The 24,565-nt window shown below is 63.2% G+C and carries 22 protein-coding genes; 8 read left to right on the top strand and 14 right to left on the bottom strand.

Annotated elements, in window-relative coordinates:
- The first annotated feature begins 508 nt into the window (after positions 1 to 508).
- The 4 genes from D0B32_RS29540 to D0B32_RS29525 all read left to right on the top strand — a co-directional run bounded on the left by D0B32_RS29540 (position 509) and on the right by D0B32_RS29525 (position 5,909).
- On the top strand, positions 509 to 3,976 hold the full coding sequence (locus D0B32_RS29540; RefSeq protein WP_181969949.1) for an ATP-binding protein: 3,468 nt from the start codon (positions 509 to 511) through the stop codon (positions 3,974 to 3,976).
- Between the two features lie 173 nt (positions 3,977 to 4,149).
- The gene (locus D0B32_RS29535; protein ID WP_117337878.1) at positions 4,150 to 4,563 is read left to right on the top strand and encodes a hypothetical protein; all 414 of its coding nucleotides are present in this window, start codon (positions 4,150 to 4,152) and stop codon (positions 4,561 to 4,563) included.
- Positions 4,564 to 4,773: 210 nt separating this feature from the next.
- On the top strand, positions 4,774 to 5,541 hold the full coding sequence (locus tag D0B32_RS29530; protein ID WP_117337877.1) for an AraC family transcriptional regulator: 768 nt from the start codon (positions 4,774 to 4,776) through the stop codon (positions 5,539 to 5,541).
- A 32-nt stretch (positions 5,542 to 5,573) separates the two neighbouring features.
- Positions 5,574 to 5,909, top strand: coding sequence for a hypothetical protein (locus D0B32_RS29525; protein ID WP_117337876.1), 336 nt, complete (start codon positions 5,574 to 5,576; stop codon positions 5,907 to 5,909).
- A gap of 53 nt (positions 5,910 to 5,962) precedes the next feature.
- On the opposite strand, the gene D0B32_RS29520 is transcribed toward D0B32_RS29525, so the two are convergent.
- The 4 genes from D0B32_RS29520 to D0B32_RS29505 all read right to left on the bottom strand — a co-directional run bounded on the left by D0B32_RS29520 (position 5,963) and on the right by D0B32_RS29505 (position 10,131).
- Positions 5,963 to 6,235 (bottom strand): hypothetical protein, encoded by a 273-nt coding sequence (locus D0B32_RS29520; RefSeq protein WP_117337875.1) that lies wholly within the window; start codon positions 6,233 to 6,235, stop codon positions 5,963 to 5,965.
- A gap of 123 nt (positions 6,236 to 6,358) precedes the next feature.
- Positions 6,359 to 6,691: a hypothetical protein gene (locus D0B32_RS29515; protein ID WP_117337874.1), complete on the bottom strand. Its 333-nt coding sequence runs from the start codon at positions 6,689 to 6,691 to the stop codon at positions 6,359 to 6,361.
- A gap of 172 nt (positions 6,692 to 6,863) precedes the next feature.
- On the bottom strand, positions 6,864 to 8,045 hold the full coding sequence (locus D0B32_RS29510; RefSeq protein WP_117337873.1) for a porin: 1,182 nt from the start codon (positions 8,043 to 8,045) through the stop codon (positions 6,864 to 6,866).
- Positions 8,046 to 8,235: 190 nt separating this feature from the next.
- A complete protein-coding gene (locus tag D0B32_RS29505) occupies positions 8,236 to 10,131 on the bottom strand; it encodes a bifunctional sugar phosphate isomerase/epimerase/4-hydroxyphenylpyruvate dioxygenase family protein (protein WP_117337872.1) in 1,896 nt (631 codons plus the stop codon).
- A gap of 370 nt (positions 10,132 to 10,501) precedes the next feature.
- On the opposite strand from D0B32_RS29505, the gene aroQ reads away from it, so the two are divergent.
- Genes aroQ through D0B32_RS29490 form a run of 3 tightly spaced genes read left to right on the top strand, consistent with a single transcriptional unit; the run spans position 10,502 to position 13,273 of the window.
- On the top strand, positions 10,502 to 10,957 hold the full coding sequence (gene aroQ / locus D0B32_RS29500; RefSeq protein WP_117337871.1) for a type II 3-dehydroquinate dehydratase: 456 nt from the start codon (positions 10,502 to 10,504) through the stop codon (positions 10,955 to 10,957).
- On the top strand, positions 10,954 to 11,817 hold the full coding sequence (locus D0B32_RS29495) for a shikimate dehydrogenase (protein WP_117337870.1): 864 nt from the start codon (positions 10,954 to 10,956) through the stop codon (positions 11,815 to 11,817). Before aroQ ends, D0B32_RS29495 begins: the two co-directional genes overlap by 4 nt.
- A 55-nt stretch (positions 11,818 to 11,872) precedes the next feature.
- On the top strand, positions 11,873 to 13,273 hold the full coding sequence (locus tag D0B32_RS29490) for an MFS transporter (RefSeq protein ID WP_117337869.1): 1,401 nt from the start codon (positions 11,873 to 11,875) through the stop codon (positions 13,271 to 13,273).
- A 91-nt stretch (positions 13,274 to 13,364) separates the two neighbouring features.
- Here D0B32_RS29490 and D0B32_RS29485 read toward each other — a convergent pair whose 3' ends face one another.
- The 9 genes from D0B32_RS29485 to D0B32_RS29445 form a co-directional block, all read right to left on the bottom strand.
- Positions 13,365 to 14,087, bottom strand: a complete 723-nt coding sequence (locus D0B32_RS29485) for a TetR family transcriptional regulator (RefSeq protein WP_117337868.1) — start codon at positions 14,085 to 14,087, stop codon at positions 13,365 to 13,367.
- A 72-nt stretch (positions 14,088 to 14,159) separates the two neighbouring features.
- On the bottom strand, positions 14,160 to 15,437 hold the full coding sequence (locus D0B32_RS29480; RefSeq protein WP_117337867.1) for an FAD-binding oxidoreductase: 1,278 nt from the start codon (positions 15,435 to 15,437) through the stop codon (positions 14,160 to 14,162).
- Positions 15,438 to 15,508: 71 nt separating this feature from the next.
- Positions 15,509 to 16,285 carry an anti-sigma factor domain-containing protein gene (locus D0B32_RS29475; protein WP_117337866.1) on the bottom strand — a complete coding sequence of 259 codons (777 nt, stop codon included), beginning with the start codon at positions 16,283 to 16,285 and terminating at the stop codon, positions 15,509 to 15,511.
- A complete protein-coding gene (locus tag D0B32_RS29470; protein ID WP_404935618.1) occupies positions 16,285 to 16,833 on the bottom strand; it encodes an RNA polymerase sigma factor in 549 nt (182 codons plus the stop codon). The genes D0B32_RS29475 and D0B32_RS29470 overlap by 1 nt, the downstream gene beginning before the upstream one ends.
- A 437-nt stretch (positions 16,834 to 17,270) precedes the next feature.
- Positions 17,271 to 18,203, bottom strand: coding sequence for a dihydrodipicolinate synthase family protein (locus D0B32_RS29465; RefSeq protein ID WP_117337864.1), 933 nt, complete (start codon positions 18,201 to 18,203; stop codon positions 17,271 to 17,273).
- 151 nt (positions 18,204 to 18,354) lie between these two features.
- Positions 18,355 to 19,581 carry an ROK family transcriptional regulator gene (locus tag D0B32_RS29460; RefSeq protein WP_117337863.1) on the bottom strand — a complete coding sequence of 409 codons (1,227 nt, stop codon included), beginning with the start codon at positions 19,579 to 19,581 and terminating at the stop codon, positions 18,355 to 18,357.
- A 29-nt stretch (positions 19,582 to 19,610) separates the two neighbouring features.
- Positions 19,611 to 20,405 (bottom strand): ATP-binding cassette domain-containing protein, encoded by a 795-nt coding sequence (locus D0B32_RS29455; RefSeq protein WP_117337862.1) that lies wholly within the window; start codon positions 20,403 to 20,405, stop codon positions 19,611 to 19,613.
- A 14-nt stretch (positions 20,406 to 20,419) separates the two neighbouring features.
- Complete coding sequence (locus D0B32_RS29450) at positions 20,420 to 21,409, bottom strand: ABC transporter permease (RefSeq protein WP_117337861.1); 990 nt, start codon at positions 21,407 to 21,409, stop codon at positions 20,420 to 20,422.
- A 137-nt stretch (positions 21,410 to 21,546) separates the two neighbouring features.
- Positions 21,547 to 22,548, bottom strand: a complete 1,002-nt coding sequence (locus tag D0B32_RS29445) for a sugar ABC transporter substrate-binding protein (RefSeq protein WP_117337860.1) — start codon at positions 22,546 to 22,548, stop codon at positions 21,547 to 21,549.
- Positions 22,549 to 23,067: 519 nt separating this feature from the next.
- Between D0B32_RS29445 and D0B32_RS32730 the strand changes: the two genes are divergently transcribed.
- Positions 23,068 to 23,208, top strand: a complete 141-nt coding sequence (locus D0B32_RS32730) for a hypothetical protein (protein ID WP_181969948.1) — start codon at positions 23,068 to 23,070, stop codon at positions 23,206 to 23,208.
- Positions 23,209 to 23,256: 48 nt separating this feature from the next.
- Here the strand turns inward: D0B32_RS32730 and bamA are convergent.
- Positions 23,257 to 24,565 (bottom strand): outer membrane protein assembly factor BamA (gene bamA / locus D0B32_RS29440; RefSeq protein ID WP_117337859.1); only part of this gene is annotated, 1,309 nt, incomplete at its 5' end.

Raw genomic sequence — 24,565 nt, 5'->3', positions numbered from 1 at the left:
TGAATTAAGCGGAACCATAGTTTTCAAAGGCGCCTAAAACGCACACGCACGCACGCACGCACGCACGCACACACGCTTGACACGCATGCGCCTCGTTGACTTTCAGAAAGATGACACGATGCGTCGCCCGAAAATTTTTTTGGCGTGGCACGTGCTCATCATTCAAATCGCCGTAGGTGTTAGGGCGTGGACCGAGTAGACTCGTCATCACGTCGTTTCAGACTACGAAGCGCCTGACTCCCGCTCACCTCATTGAACGCCTCATTTCCCCCGGCGGGCTCGCAGCCTCTGCAAACGATCGACCTCATTCCGGGCAAGCGGCAACGCGCCTATCCTGTGCAAGGAGGAGCCCATCATGAGAATGCAGCGCGTTCCTTACCCGGCGGAATTTCGTAGCCAGTTGGGGACGAGGCGTTTGCGGCAGATGCCGGCAAAGGCCGCCGTAAGCAATGCGCAATCGTTCGTCGGGACATGGCCACGATCCTCGCGTCTGAACACTGGTGCGGTCGTGAACGAGCCGCGCAGGCGCAGCGCGTTTCGTTCGCGCAGCGCTTTCAGGACGCCATCGGACACCGCGCACGTGGTGAACGAGGAGAACGCGCCCAACGCGACCAACGTCACGAAGAGCGTGATCGAATTCGACACGCTCGCCGAGGCGGTCCCGCAGATCGTCTGGATCACGGGCGCCGATGGCCTGAATATCTACTTCAACCAGCAGTGGCAGGAATACACCGGCCTCACCGTTGAGCAGGGCCGCGGTCACGGCTGGAATATTCCTTTTCACCCCGACGACAGACAGCGTGCATGGGAAGCCTGGAAACATGCGTGGCAAACCGATGGCGTCTATTCGCTCGAATGCCGCTTGCGCAGCAAAGATGGTGCTTACCGCTGGTGGTTGATTCGCGGCAAAGCATTGCATGACGCGCAAGGAAAAATCAGCAACTGGTATGGAACCTGGACCGATGTCGAAGATATCAAGCGCACAGAAGAAGCACTCAAACGCGCCTATGACGAGATTCGCACGCTCTTTGAGAAAACCCAGGCGCTGAACCAGTTCAAGACCCAGATGTTCGCCAATGTCAGCCACGAATTGCGAACCCCGTTGACGCTGATTCTCGCGCCCATCGAAAGTCTTCTCTCGATGCGGCTTCCCGAAGAGGCGATGAAGCGCTTGCGTCTCGCGCAGCGCAATGCGCGCGGACTGCTCAAGCAGATCAACGACCTGCTGGATGTGGCGCGCCTCGAAGCCGGCAAGATTACGCTCACGTATCGCGACACCGATCTCTCGCGGCTCGTCAAACATATTGCGTCGAGCTTCGAAAATCTGGCTAAAGAGAAAGAAATTCAATTCACCGTGATTGCTCCGCCTTCAATGCCGGTGCAAATCGACACCGAAAAATTCGAGCGGATTTTAGTCAATCTCTTGTCGAATGCGTTCAAATTCACACCCGCTGGCGGCGTGATCCGTTGCCAGTTGCAGCGCAATGCCGCGTCTCTCGCGGTGATCGAAATAGCGGATAGCGGTCCGGGTATATCCGAAGCATTCCGGGACTCGATTTTCGAGCGTTTTTTCCAGATTCCCGGTAATGCGCGCTTTGGCGGAACGGGTTTGGGTCTGAGTATCGTCAAGGACTTCGTCGAGGTGCAACGCGGACGCGTCACGGTAGGGCGTTCGCCTGAAGGCGGCGCACTGTTTACGATCGAGCTTCCCGCGAGTGCACCGGAGGGCACCCCTGTCCTTGCTCGTGCGGAAGTCGAACTGGCGGCGCCGCTCCATCTCGACGAAACACTGCGACTACAGCGCGCGCAGACCGATGCAGCAACCAGACCGCGTGCACCTGCTGAATCCGGTTTCGCGCGCAAGTCGGGAAAGTCGCTCGTGCTCGTGGTGGAGGACAACCCGGACATGCGCGAGTACATCTGCGAAACGCTGGGTGCGGACGTGGAGATCGAGACCGCGGAGAACGGCCGCGAAGGACTCGAAAAGGCGCAGCGGCGCATCCCGGATCTGATCATCAGCGACGTGATGATGCCGGAGATGGACGGCGACGCCATGTTTCGCCGCATCCGCGCGAGCCGTGATCTCGAGAACGTTCCTTTCATCCTCGTTACGGCGAAGGCGGACGAAGCGCTGCGCCTCGAGTTGCTGCGCGAGGGTGCCATCGACTATCTGATCAAGCCGTTCGTCGCGGAAGAGTTGCGTCTGAAAGCGCGCAATTATCTCGCCGTGAAAGCGAGCGAAGCGAAGTACCGTGAACTGATGGAGCTGGCCCAGGTGGACGTCGGAGTCGTGATCAAGGCTTCGCAGGCGGTGTCGGGCGAAATCGAATTTGCGCGGCTGATCCAGACGCTCTTGACCATTGCGATCGAGCATGCCGGCGCCGGGCGCGGTCTGCTGATCCTGTTCCGCGGCGGCGCACCGCGTATCGAGGCGGAGGCGAACACGCGCGACGGGCGCGTCGAGGTCACCTTGCGCCAGGCAAGCGTCACGCCCGTCGAGCTGCCCGGGTCCGTGCTACGCCATGTCATGGAAACGCGCGAGAGCGTGATTCTCGACGACGCCACCGCGTCGACGCTGTTCTCCCAGGACGCCTACGTGCAGCGCCGCCGTCCCCGCTCGGTGCTGTGTCTGCCGCTCGTCAAGCAAGCCAACCTGGTGGGCGCGCTGTATATGGAGAACGATGCGCCGGCTGGCGCGTTCACCTCCGGGCACATCGCCGTGCTGGATCTGGTGGCGTCGCAGGCGGCGATTTCGCTGGAGAACGCGTTGCTGTTCGCCGACGTGCAGCGCGAAAACAGCGAACGCAAGGCGGCCGAGGAGGAACTGCGCGAGCGTGAAGCGCGCATCCGGCGGCTCGTCGAATCGAATATCATTGGCCTGTTTTTCTGGAACGTGGCGGGCATGGTGACGGACGCCAATGACGAGTTCCTGCGCATTGCGGGCTATTCGCGGCATGACCTGCAATCAGGCGAGGTGGGATGGGCGCACATGACACCGCCCGAGTATCAGTCGGACGACGCTCACGCGCTCGAGATTCTCTGGCAGGGGGGCATGTGTCAGCCCTATGAAAAAGAATACATTCGCAAGGACGGCAGGCGCGTGCCGGTGCTCGTCAACGCGGCGTTTCTCGAAGGCTCGCAGGAAAACGGCGTGGCCTTCGTGCTCGACCTGACCGAGCGCAAGGAGGCCGAAGCGGAACTCGCTGCGCAACGCGCTGCCGCGAAGCAATCGGATGAGCAGTTGCAGACGCTGCGTGCCGGACTCGCGCACGCCATGCGTGTGACCACGCTCGGCGAACTGAGCGCGTCCATTGCGCACGAAGTCGGCCAGCCGCTCGGTGCGATCGTGGCGAGCGGCGAGGCCTGCCTGCGCTGGCTCAATCACCGGCCGCCGCGCCGCGAGGAGGTCAAGGCATGCGTGGAGTTGATGATCGCCGAAGGCCGGCGCGCGAGCGATGTGGTGCAGCGCGCCCGTTCGCTCACCAAGGGCGATGCGCCGCAAAAGACGCGGCTCGAACTCAACGACGTGATCCACGAAGTGGTGACTCTCGTGCAGCGCGAGGTCAGGGATCATCGGATCTCGTTGCGGCTCAGGCTCGAAGCCGATTTACCTCCGCTGCTCGGCGATCGCGTCCTGCTTCAGCAAGTGCTGATCAATCTGGTGGTCAACGGCATTCAGGCGATGGCCGAGCCTGGCGACGGGCCACGCGAACTGCTCATCGAGTCGCGCCGGGACCCGGACGCGTATGTCGTGGCCGCCGTGCAGGATTCCGGCGCGGGCATCGATCCCGCGCATGCCACGCGGCTGTTCGACCCTTTCTTCACCACCAAGTCCAGCGGCATGGGCATGGGTTTGTCCATCTGCCGTTCGATCATCGAAGCCCATGACGGACGGGTGTGGGCCGCCAACAATCGCGGACGCGGCGCCACCTTCCAGATTCGTCTACCCTCGATGGGCGACGCTGCGCGCGGCTGAGTTATGCACGCAAGCCACGCATGCAAGTCACGCCCACGAGTCACGCGTACAAGTCACGCAGACAAGCCACGAATGCCGCAGCCGGGGTACGATGCGCATACGTCTCGACGCATCCAATGACGGACGCCTCCGGACGCGGACCATGCGCGCAAGCGCTTTGATGAGATCGCATCATGTCGACCGTGTGGAAGCAGCGCGCCAGACTGTTCATCCAGCGTTTCTGGCAACCGACCAGCGCCTGCATGACCTGCATGCCCGGAAGCTGGGGCAACATCATGAGCGCGGCCCACTGGGCGATTGCCGTGCATACCGGCCTGCTCACCGGGCTCCTCGCCGTGCTGCTGACCTTCACCCCGGCAGCGAAGCTCTACGCGAACCGGTTCGGCAATGCGCTGCTTGTCGGCGTGCTGACGATGATCGGCGACACCTACTCGCACGCCAGTCACTACCGCATTCCGTATCTGGAACACATCATGACCGGGGTGATGTCGGGCCTGTTCGCGCTGGCTGCGTCGTATCTGTTCGAAGACCGAGCGCGACGTTTACGGGCCACATGGGCCCGGTTTTTCGGCGAACGTGCGCGGTGATGGGGTGAATGTCACGGCCAGGCGTCACGGGCGAAGCGCCATGCTCTAAACCCGCACTGAGCGCGCACTAAGCGCGCACTAAACCCGCGCTGAATCCACGCCAACCCAGTCCAACCGCCGTCAACTTTTTGGAAGCCCACCGAGTTCCTCTACACTGGCATCCCGAGCACGCAAAACCGCGCCCCTCGACCCGCTTCCAAACCGTCGCACATGAATACCCTGGCTGCTGCTCTCACTCCGGCCGATGCCACGCTGACCGGCATGCTCTCGCATTTCACGCTGCTGGAGCCGGTCTTCGACGCCATGCCCGATGTCGTCTTCTTCGTGAAGGACGGCGAGGCCCGCTATGCGCTCGTCAACCGCACGCTGGCATCGCGCTGCGGCTACAAGGAGAAAGCGGCGCTGCTGGGCAAGACGGCCGAGGACGTATTTCCGCGCCGCTTCGGGCGCATTTACACCGCGCAGGACAAGGCCATCATCCAGGCCGGCACGCAGATGGTCGACCAACTGGAACTCCATCTCTATCCGGGCCGTCAGCCGGGCTGGTGCCTCACCTGCAAGCAGCCGTTGCGCGATCCGGCGGGGCGCGTGGTGGGGCTCGCTGGCATTTCACGTGACCTGAAAGCGGACGAGGGCAGTCATCCTGCGTATAGCCGCCTCGCCACGGTCGTGCAATACATCCAGGACAACTACGTCCAGCCGCTCAACCTGAAGCAACTGGCTGCGATGGCGGATATGTCCGTGGCGCAACTGGAGCGCTATTTTCACAAGGTATTTCATCTGACGCCGCGCCAGGTGCTGCTCAAGACACGGCTCGATGCGGCTACCGCGCTGCTGGTTTCGCACGACAAGGTGACGGATGTCGCCGCCCTGTGCGGTTACACCGACCACAGCGCGTTCACACGACAGTTCAAGGCGACGGTAGGCATTACGCCGACGGAGTACCGCATGCTGCTGCACGGCAATGCGCCGGGCTAGCGGCTATCGCAGGGATTGAGCGAATCCATCGCATGGCCCGTCGTCGTCCGAGTCACCATTACTACGTGTATGTCGTCGCACTGTCCGATACGGTGTGGAACGAGGCGCGCTTTCGCCGCGCGAATCCGGACTACCGGTTCGACAGGCCGTGCGTGTATGTGGGGATGACGGGACTGGACCCCGATCTGCGTTTCGACCGGCACAAGGCCGATATTCAGGCAAATCGTTTCGTGCGGGATTATGGCTTGCGCCTGATGCCGGAACTGTATGAGGTTTACAACCCCATGCCGTATAACGGCGCCCGCGATATGGAAGTGGAACTGGCCATCGGCTTGCGTGAAGCCGGTTATGCGGTCTGGCAGGCCTGAGGTTCCTGCGGCCGCGTGGCTGGCACTTCGGCGGGCCTGGACTTCTTGTACGACTAGCGAATACCCAGACCGCGCAATACTGCATTGCCTTCCGGCGTCAGACGAATGCTGGGCGCACCGGCCTCGCTCGCCACGGTTTCGACTAGACCCGCCTCGTGCAACATCGGAATCTCGGGCTTTGCCATTGCGTCGATCGGCGCGTGCAACAACAGCAGCAGCGTCGCCAGTTCGTGATGACTCAACAGCCGCCGCAAAATAGTGGGCCGCTTAGGAGAGACGGGCGCGGACGCCGCCGCTTCAAGGGTGTTTCGATCTGCTTTACTCATGCTACTCACCTCCTGCCTTTTCTTTGTGAGTGGATCATGGGGCCGAAGTCTTAAACGATTCTTAAGACTCGAGCCCGGTGTAGCAGTTCGACACACTTTCGGTCCGGTATTCGTTACCGGGGCTTACATCGGCGCGCACATCTTGCTCGCACCCTCGATCCACAGGTTGTCGGCGTGGCGTTTGCCGGCGTAGAAGCGGTAGGTGGTGGCGCCGTTGTCAGCGCGAATCTTCACAACATTGGAATCGCCGAAATCGAGCATCTGGCCTTCGGGCAGCGGCGTCGGTTTGAACGAGGCATTGTGCTTGGCCGCTTCCTGCGACATGCAGGCCACCACGTCCTTGACGGGGCGCTGCGTGCTGCCGTCGATCACGGGTTCGCCGGCATCGGGGTTCTGAAACGAGGCGCAGGCGCTAAGCAGTAGGGGAACTGAAAGGACAAAGGCGAATTTCTTCATGGGTCTCCGAGGGGTTGTGGGGGCAATCGGTTCAGGCAACGTGGCCCGGCGTGGGGCCGCGAAACCAGGGCTGATAAACGAAGCGGACTGCGCAAAGCAGCGTTCGTTCATTATATCGGTGCCGACGACACCCTCCGCGGACGGCCCGCGCGCCGTCCGCACGCAGTGCCGTCTAGAACGTGATGGCCATGCCCAGCATGCCGACGAACTGTTTGTTGGTGGACGACGGCGTGGAATTCTGCGAGTCCCCGACCGCCGGCACGGCGTCGATGATATCGCCGCCGCCTTTCGCGCCGAGCGTCTGGCCATTGGCGTGCTGATACGCCTGCACCGCGTACAGCGTGGTGCGCTTCGACAGGTGATAGGCCTCCTTGAGCGAATACTGCTGATAGCGCGCCGCGCTGGTGATGCCGTTCGCTTCCGAGGCCATCGTGTACGAGAACGCGCCGCCGACGTCGAAGGCCGGCGTGAAGCGGTAAGTGGCCAATGCGGCGTAAGTGTTGAAGATGGCGGTATCGCGGAAGATCGAACGGCCGCCCGCGATGTACTGCACGTTGGTGTACGTGAGGCCCATCATCAGGTTGCCGATCGTATAGTCCGCGGCGCCTGCGATGTGCTGCAACGCCTTGGCGGAGACGTAGCCGGTATTGATCGCTGAGTTGATGAAACTGCCCGTGGAGGCCGGATCGAAGCCGGTGGTCTGCTGCGCATTGTCTAGTTTCAGGTAGCCCGCGGCGAGGCTGACCGGGCCGATGGCGTAGCGCAGGGCCGCGCTGATGGTCTGACCTTTGCCGGTGTTGCCGGCAATGCCGCCAAACGCATACATGCCGCCCGCCTGCAGACCGTTCCAGTTCGGCGTGTTGTAGACAAGCGAGTTGTTGATGCGGATGGTGGTGTCGAGCCCGTCGATATCGCCCGGATGCGCGCCAGTCGCGCCGGTCAGCCAGTTGCTCGACGCGAGCGGCCCGACGAACAGGTAGTACGGCGTGTACTGGCGTCCCATCGTGAAGGTGCCGTACAGCGGATTTTGCAGGCCCAGATACGCCTGGCGATTGAAAATCTGCGTGGAAGAAGCGAGCGCGCCCGTGTTCGGATCGAAACCGTTCTGCAAGTCGAAGATCACGGTGGTGCCGCCGCCAATGTCCTCGACGCCGTGCAGCCCCCACTTCGACGCATACAGGTTGCCCTGGCGCAGGTAGACGTTCGAACTGCCTTTCTGGTTATTGGCGTACACGATCGCGTCGTCCACCATGCCGTACAGCGTGACGCTGCTCTGCGCAAAGGCGGGGCTCGCCAGCAGGGTCGCGCTGGCGGTGAACATCAGTTTTCTTATTTGTGTGCGAGAAGTTTTCATCTGCTGCTGTCTCCTTCATGTGTCATGCGTGATGTGAATAGAATCTGCGGGCAAAGCGATAGCGGTCCCCCGATCCTTTACGGGTGGCTGAGTTGTCGAGCGAAACGGATGGACGCGCTGGCCCGTGAAAAGCCAGCGTCTTGAGCGACGCGCCGGCGTTAGCTTCGAATCGAGGCTGGGGCTCGGGTGGCTAACCGGCCTCGTGCTTGCGCAGTTGCGCCTGGGCTGCGAGTCGTACGGCGGCGTTGGCTGCGCCATAGCCGTCGTAGCCGCCCTTGCGCTGCACGATTTCGAGGAAGAAGCGCTGGTCGAGCGGTTCGGTGTAGGCGTGGAAAAACTCGCCGCCGTGCTCGTCGCGGTCGTACAGGATGTTGTTGGCGCGCAGGGCTTCGAGGGTGTCGTCGGGCAGGGCGTAGCGCGCGGCGAGGTCTTCGTAATAGTTGCGCGGAATGCGCAGGATGGGCAGGCCGGCGGCAACGAATTGCGGCAGCGCGGCGAAGATGTTGCCGCTGCTGAAGGCCACGTGATTGAGTCCCGAGCCGCGGTACGTGTGCAGCGCCTCGGCGACGGCGGTATGCCGGTCGAGCGACGCATTCAGCGCAATGCGCACGGAACCGTCGCGGCTGCGCAGCGCCCGGCTGCGTACGAGGCCATACGGATCGGGCACCAGCCAGCTTGGCTCCGCCTCGAAGCCTAGGGCGGTGCGGAAATACAGCACCCAGGTATCGAGCGCGTCGGCGGGCAGCGACAGCACGACGTGATCGATGTCGCGCAGCAACGCGGCATGCGTCGACGGCGCGGCCTGCTCCAGCACGAAGTCCGCCTGGAACAGCGTGGGTGCATTGGGCGTTTCGTCGACGAAGTAGTTCAGGCTGCCATCCGGCGCGCGCACCGCCGGCAGCACGCGTTCGTTCGGGCCCACCTGACCGGAAAACGGCGTGTAGCCAAAACCCGCCGCGCGTTCGAAGGCAAGTCTCGCCACATCGACGCGCAAAGCGGAGGCGCACAGCGACAGCCCGTGCTGCTGAAAAAATGCACTGGCGAAGGAGTCGGCCTCGGCGTTGAGCACGAGCGACGCGTTACCGTGCTGATACAGCGTGACGTCTTTCGAGCGATGCTGTCCGGCCCGATGGAATTGCAGCTTGCCGAGCCAGTCGGCGAGCTTGCCGCGCGCGGCGCCATCCACGGCGAATTCGAGGAACTGGAAGCCGATGTGCGCGGGAGCGGGCGGCGGCTGATACAACTGCGGCGCGGGCTCTCCGCGCTCATTCAGTTTCGTGCGCGTTTGCTCTTCGAGGAACAGCAGCGAACGGTGACCGTCCGCCGCGGTGGCCGCAGTCGGCGCGGCACGAAAGCCGTCATTGAAGATTTCCAGTGAAAGCGGTCCCTGATAGCCCGTCTCCATCACGCGAGCCGTGAAGCCGGCAACGTCGAAATCTCCCTGGCCCGGAAAGCAGCGGTAATGCCGGCTCCATTCGAGCACGTCCATGACGAGCTTCGGCGCGTCGGCGATCTGCACGAAGGTGATGCGCTCGCCGGGAATGGAAGCGATCTCGTCCACCGGATCGTTGATGGAGAGCGTGTGAAAGCTGTCGAGCACGAGGCCGAGGTTGGCATGATTCACTTCGTTCACCAGCCGCCACGCGTGCCGGTACGAATTGACGTGACGTCCCCACGCCAACGCCTCATATCCCGCGAAAACACCCGCTTCCTGCGCGGCCCGCGCGAGCGCGTCGAGTTGCTCGACGATCAGCGCGTCGTCGCCGATCGTGTCCGGCGCGACGCTGCTGCACACCAGGATGCGGTCCGTGCCGAGTTCGTGCATCAGATCGAACTTGCGCTTCACGCGATCCAGATTGCGCACCAGACGTTCGGGGCTGACGCCCTCGAAATCGCGGAACGGCTGGAACAGCATGATCTTCAAACCGAGGTCGGCGGCGATGCGGCGCACGTCGGCGGGCGAGCCATCGAAATACAGCAGATCGTTTTCGAAGATCTCGACTCCATCGAAGCCCGCCGCCTGGATCGCCGTCAGCTTTTCCACGAGTGTTCCGCTTATTGAAACAGTGGCAATAGAACGCTGCATAAATAGCTCCTGCGGGGGCAAAGAAGAGTGGGCGGCGAGCCCGCGTAATGAGAAAAGTGAACCAGTTTGTTACACGGATACTTCAAAAGTGAAGCGGCGCCGGAGTGGCTCGCAACGGCACGGTAGCGACAGATACCCGCTGTAAGCTGTTGTTAAGCAGCAATCGACGAACCACACTGACCCACTCTAATCCGATTGCTGGCAAGTTTATACAAACTAACTAGATCGTACAAATTCGTACAAACCCCACGAGACGTGCACCGGTGATTGGCGCACACTAGCGCTACGGTGGGCCAGAGTGGCCGCGCGCTGAAGGCAGCAAGTCCTCACAGCGGGCACACGCCCGAGACGATTTCCCGGAGTCGCTGACATGAGTTTTGCATCGGTACTGGTCCTGAACGGACCGAATCTCAATCTGCTGGGCACGCGCGAGCCCGCCATCTACGGCGCGGAAACGCTCGACGACGTGGCGCGTATGTGCCGCGATGCAGCAGAACGGCTCGACCTGTCGCTGGATTTCTGCCAGTCCAATGCCGAGCATCAGTTGATCGACTGGCTGCACGCCGCGCGCACCAAGGTGGATGGCGTGGTCATCAACCCGGCGGCCTACACGCATACGTCAGTGGCGATTGCGGATGCGCTGTCGGCCATCGACAAGCCCGTGATCGAAGTGCACATCTCGAACGTGCATCGCCGCGAGGCCTTCCGTCATCATTCGTTCGTCTCGCCCATTGCCGAGGCGATCATCATTGGCTGCGGCACGCAGGGCTATGTGCTCGCGCTCGAACGCATGGCCACCATTCTGAAAACGAGGAAAGCACAATGAGCGCGCTGCACAACAAGTCGTATCTGGTCGGGCTGATCGGCTCGGGCATTAGCGGTTCGTTGACGCCGGCCATGCACGAAGAGGAGGGCAGCCAGCTCGGCCTGCGCTATGTGTACCGCCGCATCGATCTCGCCGCGCTCAAGCTCGAACCCGCCGCGTTGCCGGAACTGCTGGTGGCGGCCGAACGGATGGGCTACAACGGTCTGAACGTCACGTATCCGTGCAAGCAGCTTGTCATTCCACTGCTCGACGAACTCTCCGACGATGCACGCGCGTTGGGCGCGGTGAATACGGTGCTGTTGAAAGACGGCAAACGCATTGGCCACAACACCGACTGGTCGGGCTTTGCGAGTGCGTTCAAACGCGGCTTGCCGGATGTCTCGCTGGAACGCGTGGTGCAACTGGGCGCCGGTGGCGCGGGCGCGGCCGTCGCGCATGCCGCGTTGATGATGGGAGCGAAAACGCTCACGCTCTTCGATGTCGACGCCTCGCGCGCGGCCATCCTCGCCGACGAATTGCAGCAGCGCTTTCCTACGGCCAGCGTACGCGCCGGCGACTCGCTCGGCGACGCCGTGGCGCAGGCAAACGGCCTGATCCACGCCACGCCTACCGGCATGGAAAAGCTGCCGGGCTTGCCGCTGCCGGCGGAACTGCTGCATCGCAACCTGTGGGTGGCGGATATCGTGTACTTCCCGATCCGCACGGCGCTGCTGCAGGCCGCCGAAGCCGCCGGATGCCGCACGCTGAGCGGTGGCGGCATGGCGGTGTATCAGGCGGTGGACGCCTTTCGCATTTTCACCGGACTGGAACCGGACGCCGAGCGGATGTTTGCGCACTTCCAGTCGCTGCTGCAACGCTGATCGATATTGATTGATCAGTCGTACAGATCATTGAAAAGACATGTAGGAGACGCAGATGCCGCAACCCATTCACCCCACCCACGACGATCTGTCGAGCGGCGCCACGGCGTCTGCCGGTGCCGCAGGCGCGACCATGCGCCGTTCCAATGCGCGTTATCGCATTCTCGCGCTGCTCGCGATCGGCACCATGATCAACTACCTCGATCGCACGGTGCTCGGCATCGCGGCACCGCAGTTGACGAAAGAACTCGGCATCAACGCGGCGCTGATGGGGCTGCTGTTCTCGGTGTTCTCGTGGAGCTACGTGGCCTCGCAGATTCCAGGCGGCCTGTTCCTGGACCGCTTCGGCAGCAAGCTGACCTATTTCCTCTCGATGACGTTCTGGTCGCTCTTCACGCTCGCGCAAGGACTCGTGCATGGTATTGCGCCGCTGCTGGCGTTCCGGCTCGGCTTGGGCGTCGCGGAGTCGCCGTGTTTTCCGGCCAATAGCCGGGTGGTGGCCACGTGGTTTCCGCAAAGCGAACGGGCGATGGCCACCGGCACCTACACCGTCGGTGAATATATCGGGCTGGCGTTTTTCAGTCCGTTCCTGTTCGCGCTGATGGGGGCGTACGGCTGGCGTTCGCTGTTCTACGTGGTGGGCGCCGTGGGCCTCGTGTTCGGTGCGATCTGGTGGATCTGCTATCGCGAGCCGCGCGATCATCCATCTGCTAACGCGGCTGAACTCGAATACATCGAAGCGGGTGGCGGGCTCACGCATCGCAAGAAAGACGAGGGCGATGCCACGACGAACGAGAAGGGCACTAAAAGCACGAAGAGCACGAAGGGCGGCTTCGAATGGCGCACGATTGGCCGCCTGCTCAAGCATCGACAATTGAGCGGCATCTGCCTGGGGCAGTTCGCGGGCAACTCGACGCTGGTGTTTTTCCTCACGTGGTTTCCGACCTACCTCGCCACCGAACGTCACATGGCCTGGCTGAAGATCGGCTTCTTCGCGATCCTGCCGTTCATTGCCGCGTCGATTGGTGTGATGTTCGGCGGCACGTTTTCGGACTGGCTGCTGCGGCGTGGCACTTCCGTGAACGTGGCGCGCAAGCTGCCCATCATCGCCGGTCTGCTGCTCGCCTCGACCATCATTCTCGCCAACTACGTGGAGAGCAATGTCACCGTGATCGTGATTCTGTCAGTGGCGTTCTTCGCGCAGGGCATGGCGGCGCTTGGCTGGACGCTCGTCTCGGACATCGCGCCGGATGGTCTGCTCGGCGTCACCGGCGGCATCTTCAACTTCGCAGCGAATCTCGCCGGCATCATCACACCGCTGGCAGTGGGCTTCATCGTAGCCGCGACCGGCTCGTTCGTGGGGGCGCTGGTGTTCATCGGCGTGATCGCGTTGATCGGCGCGCTGTCGTACATCTTTATCGTCGGGGATATCAAGCGGATCGTGATGACGGAGTAACGCGCAACCGTCTGACGTAATGCAAAAGGCCACCGGCATTGAAGCGCCGGTGGCCTTTTTGTCGACGTGCTGTGTGGATGCGCGAGGCGGATCAGCTTGCCGCCGGCGCCTCGTTGCGCAGGAACCGCAATATCGCGTCGACGGTCATCGCGCGATGCCGCGTGCGCAAACGCGGGTGCGACGGATCGCGGCCGAACGCCGTGCCAAAGGTGTGACGGTTGCCGATGCGGTGAAAGCACATCGAACTGATCATCAGATGCAGGTCGATCGCATCGACGTCGTTGCGAAACTGCCCGGATGCGACGCCGCGCGCCAGCAGATCTTCGATGCTGTGAATCACGCTCGCGTTACTGCTTTTGAAGGTCTTCAACTGCTCGACGAACTTCGCGCCGTGGATGTTCTCGATGGTAATGAGGCGCACGAAATCGCGATGACGGTCGTGGTAATCGAAGGTGAATTCGACCAGCTTGCGCATGCCTTCGATGGGATCGAGTTCGCTGACATGCAGGTCCTGTTCGAGCGCCCGGATGTCGCCATACACTTTCTCCAGCACAGCCTGATACAGGCCTTCCTTGCTTTCGAAGTAGTAATACAGCATGCGCTTGGTGGTGTTGGTGCGCTCGGCGATGGCATCCACTCGCGCGCCCGTCAGCCCCATCGCGGAGAACTCCTGGGTGGCGACGTCGAGGATATTGCGCCGGGTCTCCTCCGGATCGTACTTGCGACGGCTATCGTTGCCGCGCGCGTCGGACCGCCGGGCTTCGGAGGCGGTGCCGGTAGTGGCGGGCGCGGCGGCTTTGCTTCCTTTTTTCATTGTCTGTTTCAGCGGCGATGACGGGCGCATTCTAGCATGTCGAAAATCGGGCTTTGTGGTGCCGGGGCGCGCTTAATCACGCCTTTTTCTGCGCTCCGCCAAGGCATCCCGTGTCTGCATCGCGGTGTACGTCAACTGCGCGGCAACCAGCCCAGCCGCGCCGAACGCAGGCGTCAGCCCAAACCGCGCAAACGCCTCCGGCACCGCGCGCTCACCAGAGATAGCAGCCGCCAGTAATTCACCCGATACCGTGGTCGGCGCCATGCCATGTCCGCCGAAGCCCACCGCGTACCACACGCCATCTGCGTTCCGGCCGATCTGCGGCATCTTGTGCCGCGCGTAGCTCATCAGGCCGCCCCACGCATACTCGATGCGCACGTCGCGGAGTTTCGGATACACCTTCAACAGATCGCGCCGTAGCAGCCGGGCAATCGCTTGCGGTTCGCGATCGCGTACCGAGATGCGACCACCCCACAGGATGCGCGTATCCGGCAGAGGACGGTAGTAGTCGAACGCGAAGCGCGTGTCGTACACCGCGGCAGAAGTTTCGAGCGCGTCGTTCAGGCGAGCGCCGAGCGGTTCGGTGGCCATTACGTAGGTGGCAATGGGCAGCACCGCGCGCTCCACTTGCGCATATACCTTGCGCGCGTAGCCGCCGCCCGCCATCACCACATGCTGTGCCTCGACACTCCCCGCCGCCGTGTGTACGACGAAGCCGCTGCCTTGTGGCTCAAGCCGGATGACCGGCGAGTGCTCGTAGATCTGCGCGCCTGCGGCAGAGACGGCATCGGCCACGCCCAGCACATACTTCAACGGATGAAAGTGGAACGCGTTGCGCTCGAACAAACCGCCGTGATAGCGACGCGTCTTGAGCTGCGTGGCGAGTTCGGCAACGGACACGGGTTCCCATTCCACCCCAAACGCGTCCTTCATCAAACGACGTTGCGTGTCGAGCCGCGCCGGTTCATCGAACCAGTTGGCGAGTATCACGCCGGCATGGGTGGCGTCGCAGGCAATGTGGTATCGCTCGATACGCCGGCGCATCAGATCGACGGCGTCGGTGGTCAGTGTATAGAGTTCGCGTGCACGATCAGGTCCGAGGATGCGCAGCAGGTCCGCACAATCCAGACTGTAGCCGCCGAACACGAAGCCGCCATTGCGGCCGGACGCGCCAAAGCCCACTTGCTGTGCTTCCAGCACGACGACATCGCGCACGCCGCGCTCGACGAGGCCTAGCGCCGTGGAGAGTCCCGCTAAACCGCCGCCGATGATGCACACCTGCGCCGAAACACGGCCGGACAGACGTGCGCGTTCAGGCCGAACGACGCTGGCTTCGTAAAAGCTTTGCATACCAAAGAATGTGGAGGCTTCGGTGCCCGTCTGCAAAACGGACACCGAAGCGAGAGGTCAGACAGCGCAGCTCAGGATACCGGCAGCAGCTTGCCGCTGAATACCACCGGACCAGTCGGGCCATTGGGGTTCGGCGAGCCGCCCGGCGCTTCGATCGACACGGCCAGTGCCGCGTAGCTCTCGGGCTGTTGCTGGCCCGCCGTGACCTTGCCGTTGCCGCTGTCGGGCATCATGCCGAGCGCCACCGGATGGCCGCTCGCCGGAATGCCCCACAGTTCCATCGCCTTGCCCGGCGGCAACGCAACGTCGCCGAGGCGATGCAGGCTCATGGTGGCGTGGGCCTTATCCCAAGCCACCAGCAGGACCGGCTGCGCGTCCTTGTTGTTGAGCACGGCCACGTGCGAGACCAGCGTTTCAGGTTGCTGCGCGACGGTTTGCGCAGGCGGTGCGCCCGTGCCCGGTTGCAGCAAGGTGCGCACGGCCACCACCACGGCGATGGCCGCGAACGCGGTGGTCGCGATGGCCCAGCCGCGCCAGAAGGCCAGATTGTCGTACCAGTTGCGCGCCGGCGGGACCGGCTGCGCCGGACGCTCGACGGCTGCACTGCGCGCCGCAGCGAGTCCAAGGCGTTTCTCGATGGCCTCCCACACCGCCGCCGACGGCATGCGCGCGGGCGCGAGTTCGGCCATCGGTGCGAGCCGCTGTTGCCATTCTTCGATTGACTGGCGGATCGTGGTGTCACTCTCCGCATAGCGTTGCAGCCGACGCCGCGCGCCACCGCGCAAGGTGCCAAGCGCGTATTCGGCGGCCAGCAGGTCCACGAGTTGAGGATAGCGAGTGAGGTTCATCACGCACCCCCCAGGCAGCTTTTCAGCTTGCTGAGGCCGCGGCGAATCCACGACTTCACGGTGCCGAGCGGCACGGTTAGCGTTTCGGCAATCTCGCTGTGGCTTTGATCACGCAAATAGGCGAGCGCAACAGCCTGGCGCTGCGCCGGTTCCAGTTGCTGCATGCATCCGTCCAGTAGCCGTGCCTGCATGCTCACGGCCGATAACGTTTCCGGATCCGGATCCCCCGTTGCCACAAGATCGTCCAACGCATCACTCCATTCTGTTTCCTGCGTGTTGACCCGCCGCAGGTGATCGAGCGCACGGTTGCGGACGATCGCCGACATCCACGTCATGGGGGCCGACAGACCGCGCCGGTAGTCGCCCGCAAAACGCCAGATGTTGACGAAGCTGTCCTGCAGGACTTCTTCGGCCCACTCGTGCTTGCTCAATATACGGAGCGCAAGGCCAAACAGTTTCGGGGCGGCGACATCATATAACTCCCGAAGTGCGGTGGCGTCCTCTTTGGCAACGCGTTCGAGCAGTTCCGTCAGCGTTTCCGGCGTCAAGTCTCGTGTATTCGCGGTCATGGAGAGTTGGGTGATGGGTGCGCGCCTATGGTACTCAATTTCCCTCTGACGTTAAATCCGGTTTTTCTCTCTTTCAGATTGCATTCGCTGCATCCATTCGACGGCTGCCTCCGTATAGGTGGGGGTAGGCGTCCTTGCGCGAGCTTGCGGCGGCACGAACAGCAGCCGTGCAGGGATGGGAGGGCGGGGGTAGCAGAGGTGACCAGTGCTGCTGCAGGGCCGGGGCATGGCCGTGCGCAGCGCCACGCCGGACTGGACAGCAAAGGTCCGGCGATCATAAGCAGTCAAGAAGGCAACAAGGTAGTGCTATTCGGCATGAGGGTCGGGCTGGCCGGCAACGTATCGCGGCCGGCTCGACCCGAATGGGTGCGGTTCGCGGGGGCGAAGCGCACCGCCGTTTTTTCCAGTTTGCCGTGTTACTTGCCCCAGCGCAGCACCAGCGGGTCGAGGCGCCGGGCAATCTTTAGCAGTCCCTCGCGGATGGCCGGGTGCATGGGCAGCAGCGGATGGCGCACGGCGTCCGAGCGGATCACGCCGCCTTCCTTCATCAGCACCTTGCAGGCGGCGAGACCGCCCTGACGGTTTTCGTAGTTGATGAGCGGCAGCCAGCGCTGATAGTGCGCGGCGGCCTGTTCCGTGTCGCCGGCAGCATACGCGTCGACGATCTGGCGGATGCCGTCCGGGTAGCCGCCCGCCGTCATCGCACCCGTTGCGCCCGCATCGAGATCGGCCATCAGCGTGATGGCTTCTTCGCCGTCCCAGGGACCGACAATCGCGTCGCCACCCAGTTCGATCAGTTCGCGCAGCTTCACCGCCGCCTGCGGCACTTCGATCTTGAAGTACGACACGTTGCGCAGCTCACGCGCCATGCGCGCCAGAAAGGCCGCCGACATCGGCGTGCCCGCGGCCGGCGCATCCTGGATCATGATCGGAATGTCGATCGCATCCGAAACCGTGCTGTAGAACTCGTAGATGCCGCGCTCGCCCACCCGGAAGGTCGCGCCGTGGTAAGGCGGCATGATCATGACCATCGCGGCGCCGCTGTCCTGGGCGCGGCGGCTGCGCTCGGCACACAGGCGCGAGCTGTAATGCGTGGTGGTGACGATCACCGGCACGCGACCGGCCACGTGCTTGAGCACCACGTCGATCAGCGTATTGCGTTCGTCATCCGAAAGCGTGAACTGCTCGGAGAAGTTCGCCAGAATGCAGATGCCGTTGGAACCCGCGTCGATCATGAAGTCGATGCAGCGTTTCTGTCCTTCCAGGTCGAGCGCGCCTTGCTCGTCGAAGATGGTCGGCGCAACGGGGAATACACCGCGGTAGATGGGCTGGGCTGAGGTGTCGGTCATGGCTGGTTGGCGTGAGTGCAGACGAACGGTAGTGGACGGTAGTGGCTCGTAATAGCTTGTAGCGGCGGGTCGTTGCGGGTACTGGACGGCGGGCATACGGTCGACACCGGCTACTATAAAGCGGACCAGCCCGCAGGCCCACACGTCTCGCTCAAAACCCCACTTCCGTCGCGGGCTTGAGGAACAGCTCGTGCACCGGCGCGAAATGCGCGTAAAGCGGCAGGATCGCGCCGCCCATCGCCCGGGCGTCCGCGCCAATGGTGCCTTCCAGCAATTGCGGACGCACCATGCCTTCCCACTCGAAGCCATCCAGCACGCGCTCGGTACGGCGAATGATTTCGCGCACCAGTTGACGGTCCAGCTCGCCGTCGATCACCACCGCCTCCAGATCGAGCAGCGCGGTCGCGTTGGTTAGCGCACCGGCAATAGCCGGGCACGCCGTGTCGAGCCACTGTTCGGTCACGCGCCACCACTCCGGTGCCAGCGCGCGATGATCGTGCGCGGCGGTGGCGGGCGCGCCGGCCTCGGCGAGCATCTGTTCGAGCACGAAACCGGAAGCGCTGTGCAGCAACTGACGCGCCGGTTTGCGGGCGCGCCCGGCGCCGAGCGGAATCGAGCCGACCGCGCCGGCGTTGTCGTGCGGGCCGCCATGCAGACGCCCGTCGATCACGAGGCCGCCGCCAATGAAGGTGCCGACGAACAGATACAGAAAGTTATGGATGCCGCGCCCCTGGCCCATCACCAGTTCGGCGGCGCAGGCGGCGGTGGTGTCCTTGGCGAATTCCACCGGCAGCCCGGTCATGCCGGCAATCCGCGTGCGGATGTCGATATCCGCCCACGCTTCCAGCGCATCGGGCGGCGCGCCCAGCAGATCGCGCCAGCCGCCGAGCCACAGCGGCGCGGCCACACCCACGCCGACCACCTTGCCCGCCCGCGCGCCGAGCGTCTCGTTGACGCGGGCCAGCTTGTTTTCGAGCGCGGGAAACAGCACCCGTGGATCGGGGTACGCATACTCCAGCACGTCGCGGCAGCAGACCTGGCCGGTGAAGTCCATTGCCAGCACGTCGAGACTGCGGCGGCCCACCTTGATGCCGATCGTGTAAGCCCCTTCAGGCCGCAGCGCAATCGGCACGGAAGGCTGGCCGATGCGTCCGCGCACGCGCGCCTGGCGCGCCAGCAAGCCGTCGTCGATCAGACGGTCGACGATCATCGACACCGTCTGCATGGACAGACGCGTGAGCCGGCCTACGTCGGCCTTCGGCAACGGGCCATGCAGGCGGATCGCCTGCAGGACGATCCGCTCGTTGAACTGCCGCATGCCGACCTGATTCGAGCCGACCGTGCGCTTGAGCGGTGAAGGCGTGCCGTGGCTGTTCATGGCCGGCCGCGCTCAACGGGGGGCGCGCGTCATGCGATGGCCTTGACGTCCGCTTCCTTCGCGCCGGTCATGATGGCAACGGCCTCCGACATATGGATGTCCTTCGTATTCACCAGCGCGGCGCGCCGGCCGAGCCGCTGGATATGGATGCGGTCGGCCACCTCGAACACGTGCGGCATGTTGTGGCTGATCAGGATCACTGGGAGACCGCGCTCGCGCACCTTGCGGATCAGTTCGAGCACCATGTTGCCTTCCTTCACGCCGAGCGCCGCCGTGGGTTCGTCGAGAATCACCACGTGCCGCGCAAAGGCGGCGCTGCGTGCCACGGCCACGCCCTGGCGCTGACCGCCGGAGAGCGTTTCGACCGCCTGGCGCATGGAACGGATGCCGATCTGCAAGCCCTTCATGTGCGCGGTGGCCTCTTCGAGCATGCGGCGTTTGTCGATCATCTTGAAGAGCGAGCCGCGCCAGCCCGGCTTGACCAGTTCGCGCGCCAGAAACAGGTTCTCGGCGATGCTCATGGCGGGCGCTACCGCGAGGTCCTGATAGACGGTCTCGATGCCTTGCTCGCGCGCATCGAGCGGGCTGCGGAATTTGACCGGCTTGCCGTCGAGCAGGATCTCGCCTTCGTCGGGTACGGTCGCGCCGGAGAGCGCCTTGATCAGCGACGACTTGCCGGCGCCGTTGTCGCCGATCACCGCCATGATCTCGCCGGGCATTACTTCGAAATCGCAACCGTCGAGCGCGGTGACGTGACCGTATCGCTTGATGAGGCCGCGTGCCTGGAGGACGGGCGTAGCAGCGACAGATTGAGGTGTGGACATGACTGACTCCTGGATCAACGAGCGCCGCGATGGGAAAGTTTGTCGGCGGCGACGGCGAGAATCACGAGGCAGCCCGTGATCAACACCTGGTACACCGACGACACGCCGATCAGCGTCAGACCGTTGCGGAACACGCCGACGATCAGCGCGCCGAGCAAGGTGCCGACAATCGACCCGCGGCCGCCGAACAGGCTCGTCCCGCCCAGCACCACGGCCGTAATACTGTCGAGGTTTTCGGTTTGACCCGCCTGCGGATCGCCGACCCCCGTGCGCGAAACCGACAGCAGCGCGGCGATGCCGTAGATGGCGCCGGCCAGCGTGTACACCGTCAGCAGGATGCGTTGCGACGAGAGACCCATCAGGCGCGCCGCTTCGGCGTTGTTGCCGAGCGCATACAGATGCCGGCCCGGCACCGTGTCACGCAGCACGAACCAGGTGGCCAGATACATCAGCAGCGTGAGCACGGTGCCGTAGGTCACGTCCGCCGGGCCGATCTTGAAGGTGTTGCCGAGGAACATGATCGCGTCGGGCAGGTTCGAGACGCTCTCGGCGTTCGAATAGATCTGCGTGAGCGCGAAGGCGATATTCAGCGTGCCGAGCGTGACGATGAAGGCGGGCAGTTTGATGCGCGTGATCAGCAGGCCATTGACCGCGCCGAACAGCGCACTCGCGCCGATGCCGCAGACAATGGCGAGGATCGGCGGCACGCCGAGATTGACCGCGAACTTGCTCATGATGATCGAGCCGAAGGCCATCACCATGCCGCACGAGAGGTCGATGCCGCCCGTCAGCACGATCAGCGTCTGGCCAATCGCGATCACCGCGACGACCATGGTCTGCTGCAGGATCAGCGACCAGTTCTGGAACGAGAGAAAGCGGTTGCTCTGCGAAATGAAGAAGGCGCAGGCGAGGACGAGGGCGATGAGCGGACCGATTTCGGCGAGAGAGGGCAGACGGTCAGTGAACCGGCGTGGGGCGCCGGCCGGCGTGGAGGGAGTCGACATGATGAATTTCCTCGATGCTAAAGCGTGGCGCAGCGGCCGCGCGGCAAGACTGTGGGAGACCCGTTTCGTACCGGTTGTGGATCCGTTGCGGACCCATTGCAGACCCGCGGGCGGGTCTCCCTGCGACCAGAGGCGGCTTATTGCCCCCAGCAGTTTTCCAGACCGAACTTCGTATCCTTGCTATCCACGCCGCTCATCGGCTTGTCGGTGATCAGCGTCACGCCCGTATCCGTGTAGCCCGAGACCTTCTTGCCGGTCTTGGCATACGCGACACCGGCTTCCACGCCGAGGCCGGCCATCTTCAGCGGATACTGCTGCGAGGTGGCAGCGATCGCGCCAGCCTTGACGTTACGCACGCCTTCACAGCCGCCGTCGATCGACACGATCATCACGCCCTTGTCCTTGCCGGCCGCCTTGAGCGCGCGATACGCGCCGGCCGCTGCCGGTTCATTGATGGTGTAGACGAGGTTGATGTCGGGGTTCTTCTGCAGGCAGTTTTCCATCGCCGTTTGACCCTTGGCCTGATCGCCGCGCGTGTCCTGGCTACAGACGATCGCCGGGTCACCTTCCTTCACGCCGAAGCCCTGCAGGAAGCCGTTGTGACGCAGCACGCCCACCGAGACGCCCGGCGCGAGATCGAGCGTGGCGATCTTGGCCGGCTTGCCGTTCATGGCGGTCTTCGCGTACTGGCCGATCAGCACGCCGGCCTTGAAGTTGTCGGTGGCGAAGAGGGCGTCGGTGGCGTCCTGCGGCTCGGTCGGCGTGTCGAGCGCGATCACCATCACGCCGGCGGCGCGCGCCTTCTTGATGCTCGGCACGATGGCCTTGGTGTCGCTCGGGGTAATCAGAATCGCCTTGGCACCCGCAGTCATCATGTTTTCGATGGCGGTGACCTGGCTGGCGTTGTCGCCGTCGAACTTGCCCGCTGCCGTCAGCAGTTTCGCGCCGTCCTTTTGCGCAGCGGCGTCGGCGCCCTGTTTCATCTTCACGAAGAACGGATTGGTGTCGGTCTTCGTGATCAGGCCGACGACCGGCTGATCGGCCGCCAGGGTGGCGCTGGCGCACCACACGGCGGAAACGGCCACGCCCAACACGGCGAGACGCCGGACCACGGGATGCCTGCGGGATGTCTGATTCATGGGAATGCTCCTCCGGGTTATTGACAACGATGTTCTGGACGACGATGTGTGCGACGGCGATGTGTGCGACGGCGATGCGATGACTCCAATCGCGATCCAAAGACGATGGGCGTGCGGCGCGCGGGTTGTTGCGCCGTGCAGCCGTTCGGTCTGCTGGATCGACTAAATCACTTTGTTTTATTTAGTACAGCAGTGGCGGAGACGGGAGTCAAGAAAGCGCTTTTGGTGCGCTGCGGCAGCCGTGACTTGCCTCATGGTGGTGCAAGACCTTACGGGAAGAGGCGCGGCGCGCGTTTGGTGCGACGCACCATGCTGTGCTGAGGATTCGGGTAAGTCTGGAGGTCAGTAGGCCTTTTTTCGTGATTTTTTTACGGACCGCGGGCGGCTCCCGCCCGTAGTTAAAGGCTTACCGGGCAACGCGGGGTAGTACGCTATATTGATTTGTTGCGTTGCGGCGTAGCGGGGTTATAATCAGGGTTATTACCTAGGTAGTTAACCTGAACAACCAAGGATCTCACCATGAGCCAGAGCACCTCCGCCACGTCCGCAACCGCTTCCACCAGCTTGCTGGGCCGTCTGGCCGCCGTCGCACGCCGTGCGCTGCAACTGCATCTGCAAACCTGCGCCGTGCTCGCCGAAGCGCATCGCCGTCCGCATTAAGCGCCAGACGCGCGGTCGCCGCGCTATTGCGTCACGCCACGCTGCACATCAGAACGACGTGCCGATCTGAAACTGGAATTTCTGGTACTGGTCGCCCGCGTGCTTCACGATGGGCAGGCCGAAGTCCAGCTTGAGCGGCCCGATTGGCGAAATCCATTCGAGACCCGCACCGTACGAGTAGCGCAGGCCGTTCGCGCCGACGCTATTGCCTTCCGTGCCCCACACATTGCCGCCGTCTACGAACGTGAACACGCGCAGCGTGCGGTCGTAGCCCGTCCCCGGCAGCGGGAACGTCAATTCAATATTGCCCACCAGCAGCTTCGAGCCGCCAATCGGGTCGCCCGTCGTGGCGTCACGCGGACCCAGCGAGCTTGGCTCGTAGCCGCGCACCGAACCAATCCCCCCTGCGTAGTAGTTCTTGAAGATCGGATAGGGTTCACCACCCAGGCCGTTGCCGTAGCCGCCCTGAAAATTCAGCCCTAGCACGAAGCCGCGCGCAAATGAGTAGTAGTACTGCGCCTGGAGATCCGCCTTGTAGTAGGTGGTGCGGGCGATCGGCGTACCGTATTCGGCATTGAACTGCGTGAAGTAACCACGGCTCGGTACCAGTGCGCTGTCGCGGTTATCGCGTGACCAGCCCAACGTGATGGGGATGTTGTTCGATACGCGTCCAAACGAGTTCACGTAGTCGATGTAGCTTTGCGGCGTAGTGGAATCCACATCGAGCCGGTTCTGTTCCACCCCCGTTCCGAAGTAGACCATGTCCGATTCGGAGAACGGAATGCCGAACTTGAGATCGGCTCCTAGCGTGATGATGCGAAAGCTGGTGTCGGTGACGTTGGAGTAGTACAGCGGCTCGCTCGTCCGGTAGTACACGTCGGTAATACGCTTGATGCCGTCCACCGTGAAGTACGGATCGACCTGCGTCACCGTCAGCGTACGGAAGGTCGTGGCGGTATTCACGTTCACCGCGAGACTCGTGCCCGAGCCGAACACGTTGTCCTGCGACACGCCTGCCGAAATGATCGGGCCTTCACCTGAGCCGTAACCCAGACCCAGCGTGATCGAGCCGGTCGGCTTTTCCGTGACCTTCACGTCCACGTCGACCTGGTCGGCCGTGCCTTCCACCGGCACCGTGGTCACGTCCACGTCCGTGAAGTAACCGAGACGGTTGATCCGGTCCTTCGACAGCGCGAGGCGGCTCGAATCGAACCACGAGCTTTCGAGCTGGCGCATTTCGCGGCGCACCACTTCATCACGGGTACGCGTGTTGCCGACGATGTTGATGCGGCGCACGTACACGCGGCGGCTCGGATCGACCTGCAGCGTGAGGTCCACCTTGTGGTGTTCCTGATCG

The organism is Paraburkholderia sp. DHOC27 (assembly GCF_003429005.1).
Taxonomy (GTDB): Bacteria; Pseudomonadota; Gammaproteobacteria; order Burkholderiales; family Burkholderiaceae; genus Paraburkholderia.
Note: the sequence above shows the minus strand (reverse complement) of the source record. Positions and strands in the feature narration are given on the sequence as shown.

Bases quoted from the DNA above. Each gene is read 5' to 3' on its own strand.
- D0B32_RS29530 (WP_117337877.1), top strand. From the start codon at position 4,774: ATGAATACCCTGGCTGCTGCTCTCACTCCGGCCGATGCCACGCTGACC.
- D0B32_RS29510 (WP_117337873.1), bottom strand. From the start codon at position 8,045: ATGAAAACTTCTCGCACACAAATAAGAAAACTGATGTTCACCGCCAGC.
- D0B32_RS29520 (WP_117337875.1), bottom strand. From the start codon at position 6,235: ATGAGTAAAGCAGATCGAAACACCCTTGAAGCGGCGGCGTCCGCGCCC.
- D0B32_RS29455 (WP_117337862.1), bottom strand. From the start codon at position 20,405: ATGTCCACACCTCAATCTGTCGCTGCTACGCCCGTCCTCCAGGCACGC.
- D0B32_RS29490 (WP_117337869.1), top strand. From the start codon at position 11,873: ATGCCGCAACCCATTCACCCCACCCACGACGATCTGTCGAGCGGCGCC.
- D0B32_RS29445 (WP_117337860.1), bottom strand. From the start codon at position 22,548: ATGAATCAGACATCCCGCAGGCATCCCGTGGTCCGGCGTCTCGCCGTG.
- D0B32_RS29515 (WP_117337874.1), bottom strand. From the start codon at position 6,691: ATGAAGAAATTCGCCTTTGTCCTTTCAGTTCCCCTACTGCTTAGCGCC.
- D0B32_RS29465 (WP_117337864.1), bottom strand. From the start codon at position 18,203: ATGACCGACACCTCAGCCCAGCCCATCTACCGCGGTGTATTCCCCGTT.
- D0B32_RS29450 (WP_117337861.1), bottom strand. From the start codon at position 21,409: ATGTCGACTCCCTCCACGCCGGCCGGCGCCCCACGCCGGTTCACTGAC.
- aroQ (WP_117337871.1), top strand. From the start codon at position 10,502: ATGAGTTTTGCATCGGTACTGGTCCTGAACGGACCGAATCTCAATCTG.
- D0B32_RS29485 (WP_117337868.1), bottom strand. From the start codon at position 14,087: ATGAAAAAAGGAAGCAAAGCCGCCGCGCCCGCCACTACCGGCACCGCC.
- D0B32_RS32730 (WP_181969948.1), top strand. From the start codon at position 23,068: ATGAGCCAGAGCACCTCCGCCACGTCCGCAACCGCTTCCACCAGCTTG.
- D0B32_RS29480 (WP_117337867.1), bottom strand. From the start codon at position 15,437: ATGCAAAGCTTTTACGAAGCCAGCGTCGTTCGGCCTGAACGCGCACGT.
- D0B32_RS29460 (WP_117337863.1), bottom strand. From the start codon at position 19,581: ATGAACAGCCACGGCACGCCTTCACCGCTCAAGCGCACGGTCGGCTCG.
- D0B32_RS29475 (WP_117337866.1), bottom strand. From the start codon at position 16,285: ATGAACCTCACTCGCTATCCTCAACTCGTGGACCTGCTGGCCGCCGAA.
- D0B32_RS29505 (WP_117337872.1), bottom strand. From the start codon at position 10,131: ATGCAGCGTTCTATTGCCACTGTTTCAATAAGCGGAACACTCGTGGAA.
- D0B32_RS29525 (WP_117337876.1), top strand. From the start codon at position 5,574: ATGGCCCGTCGTCGTCCGAGTCACCATTACTACGTGTATGTCGTCGCA.
- D0B32_RS29535 (WP_117337878.1), top strand. From the start codon at position 4,150: ATGTCGACCGTGTGGAAGCAGCGCGCCAGACTGTTCATCCAGCGTTTC.
- D0B32_RS29495 (WP_117337870.1), top strand. From the start codon at position 10,954: ATGAGCGCGCTGCACAACAAGTCGTATCTGGTCGGGCTGATCGGCTCG.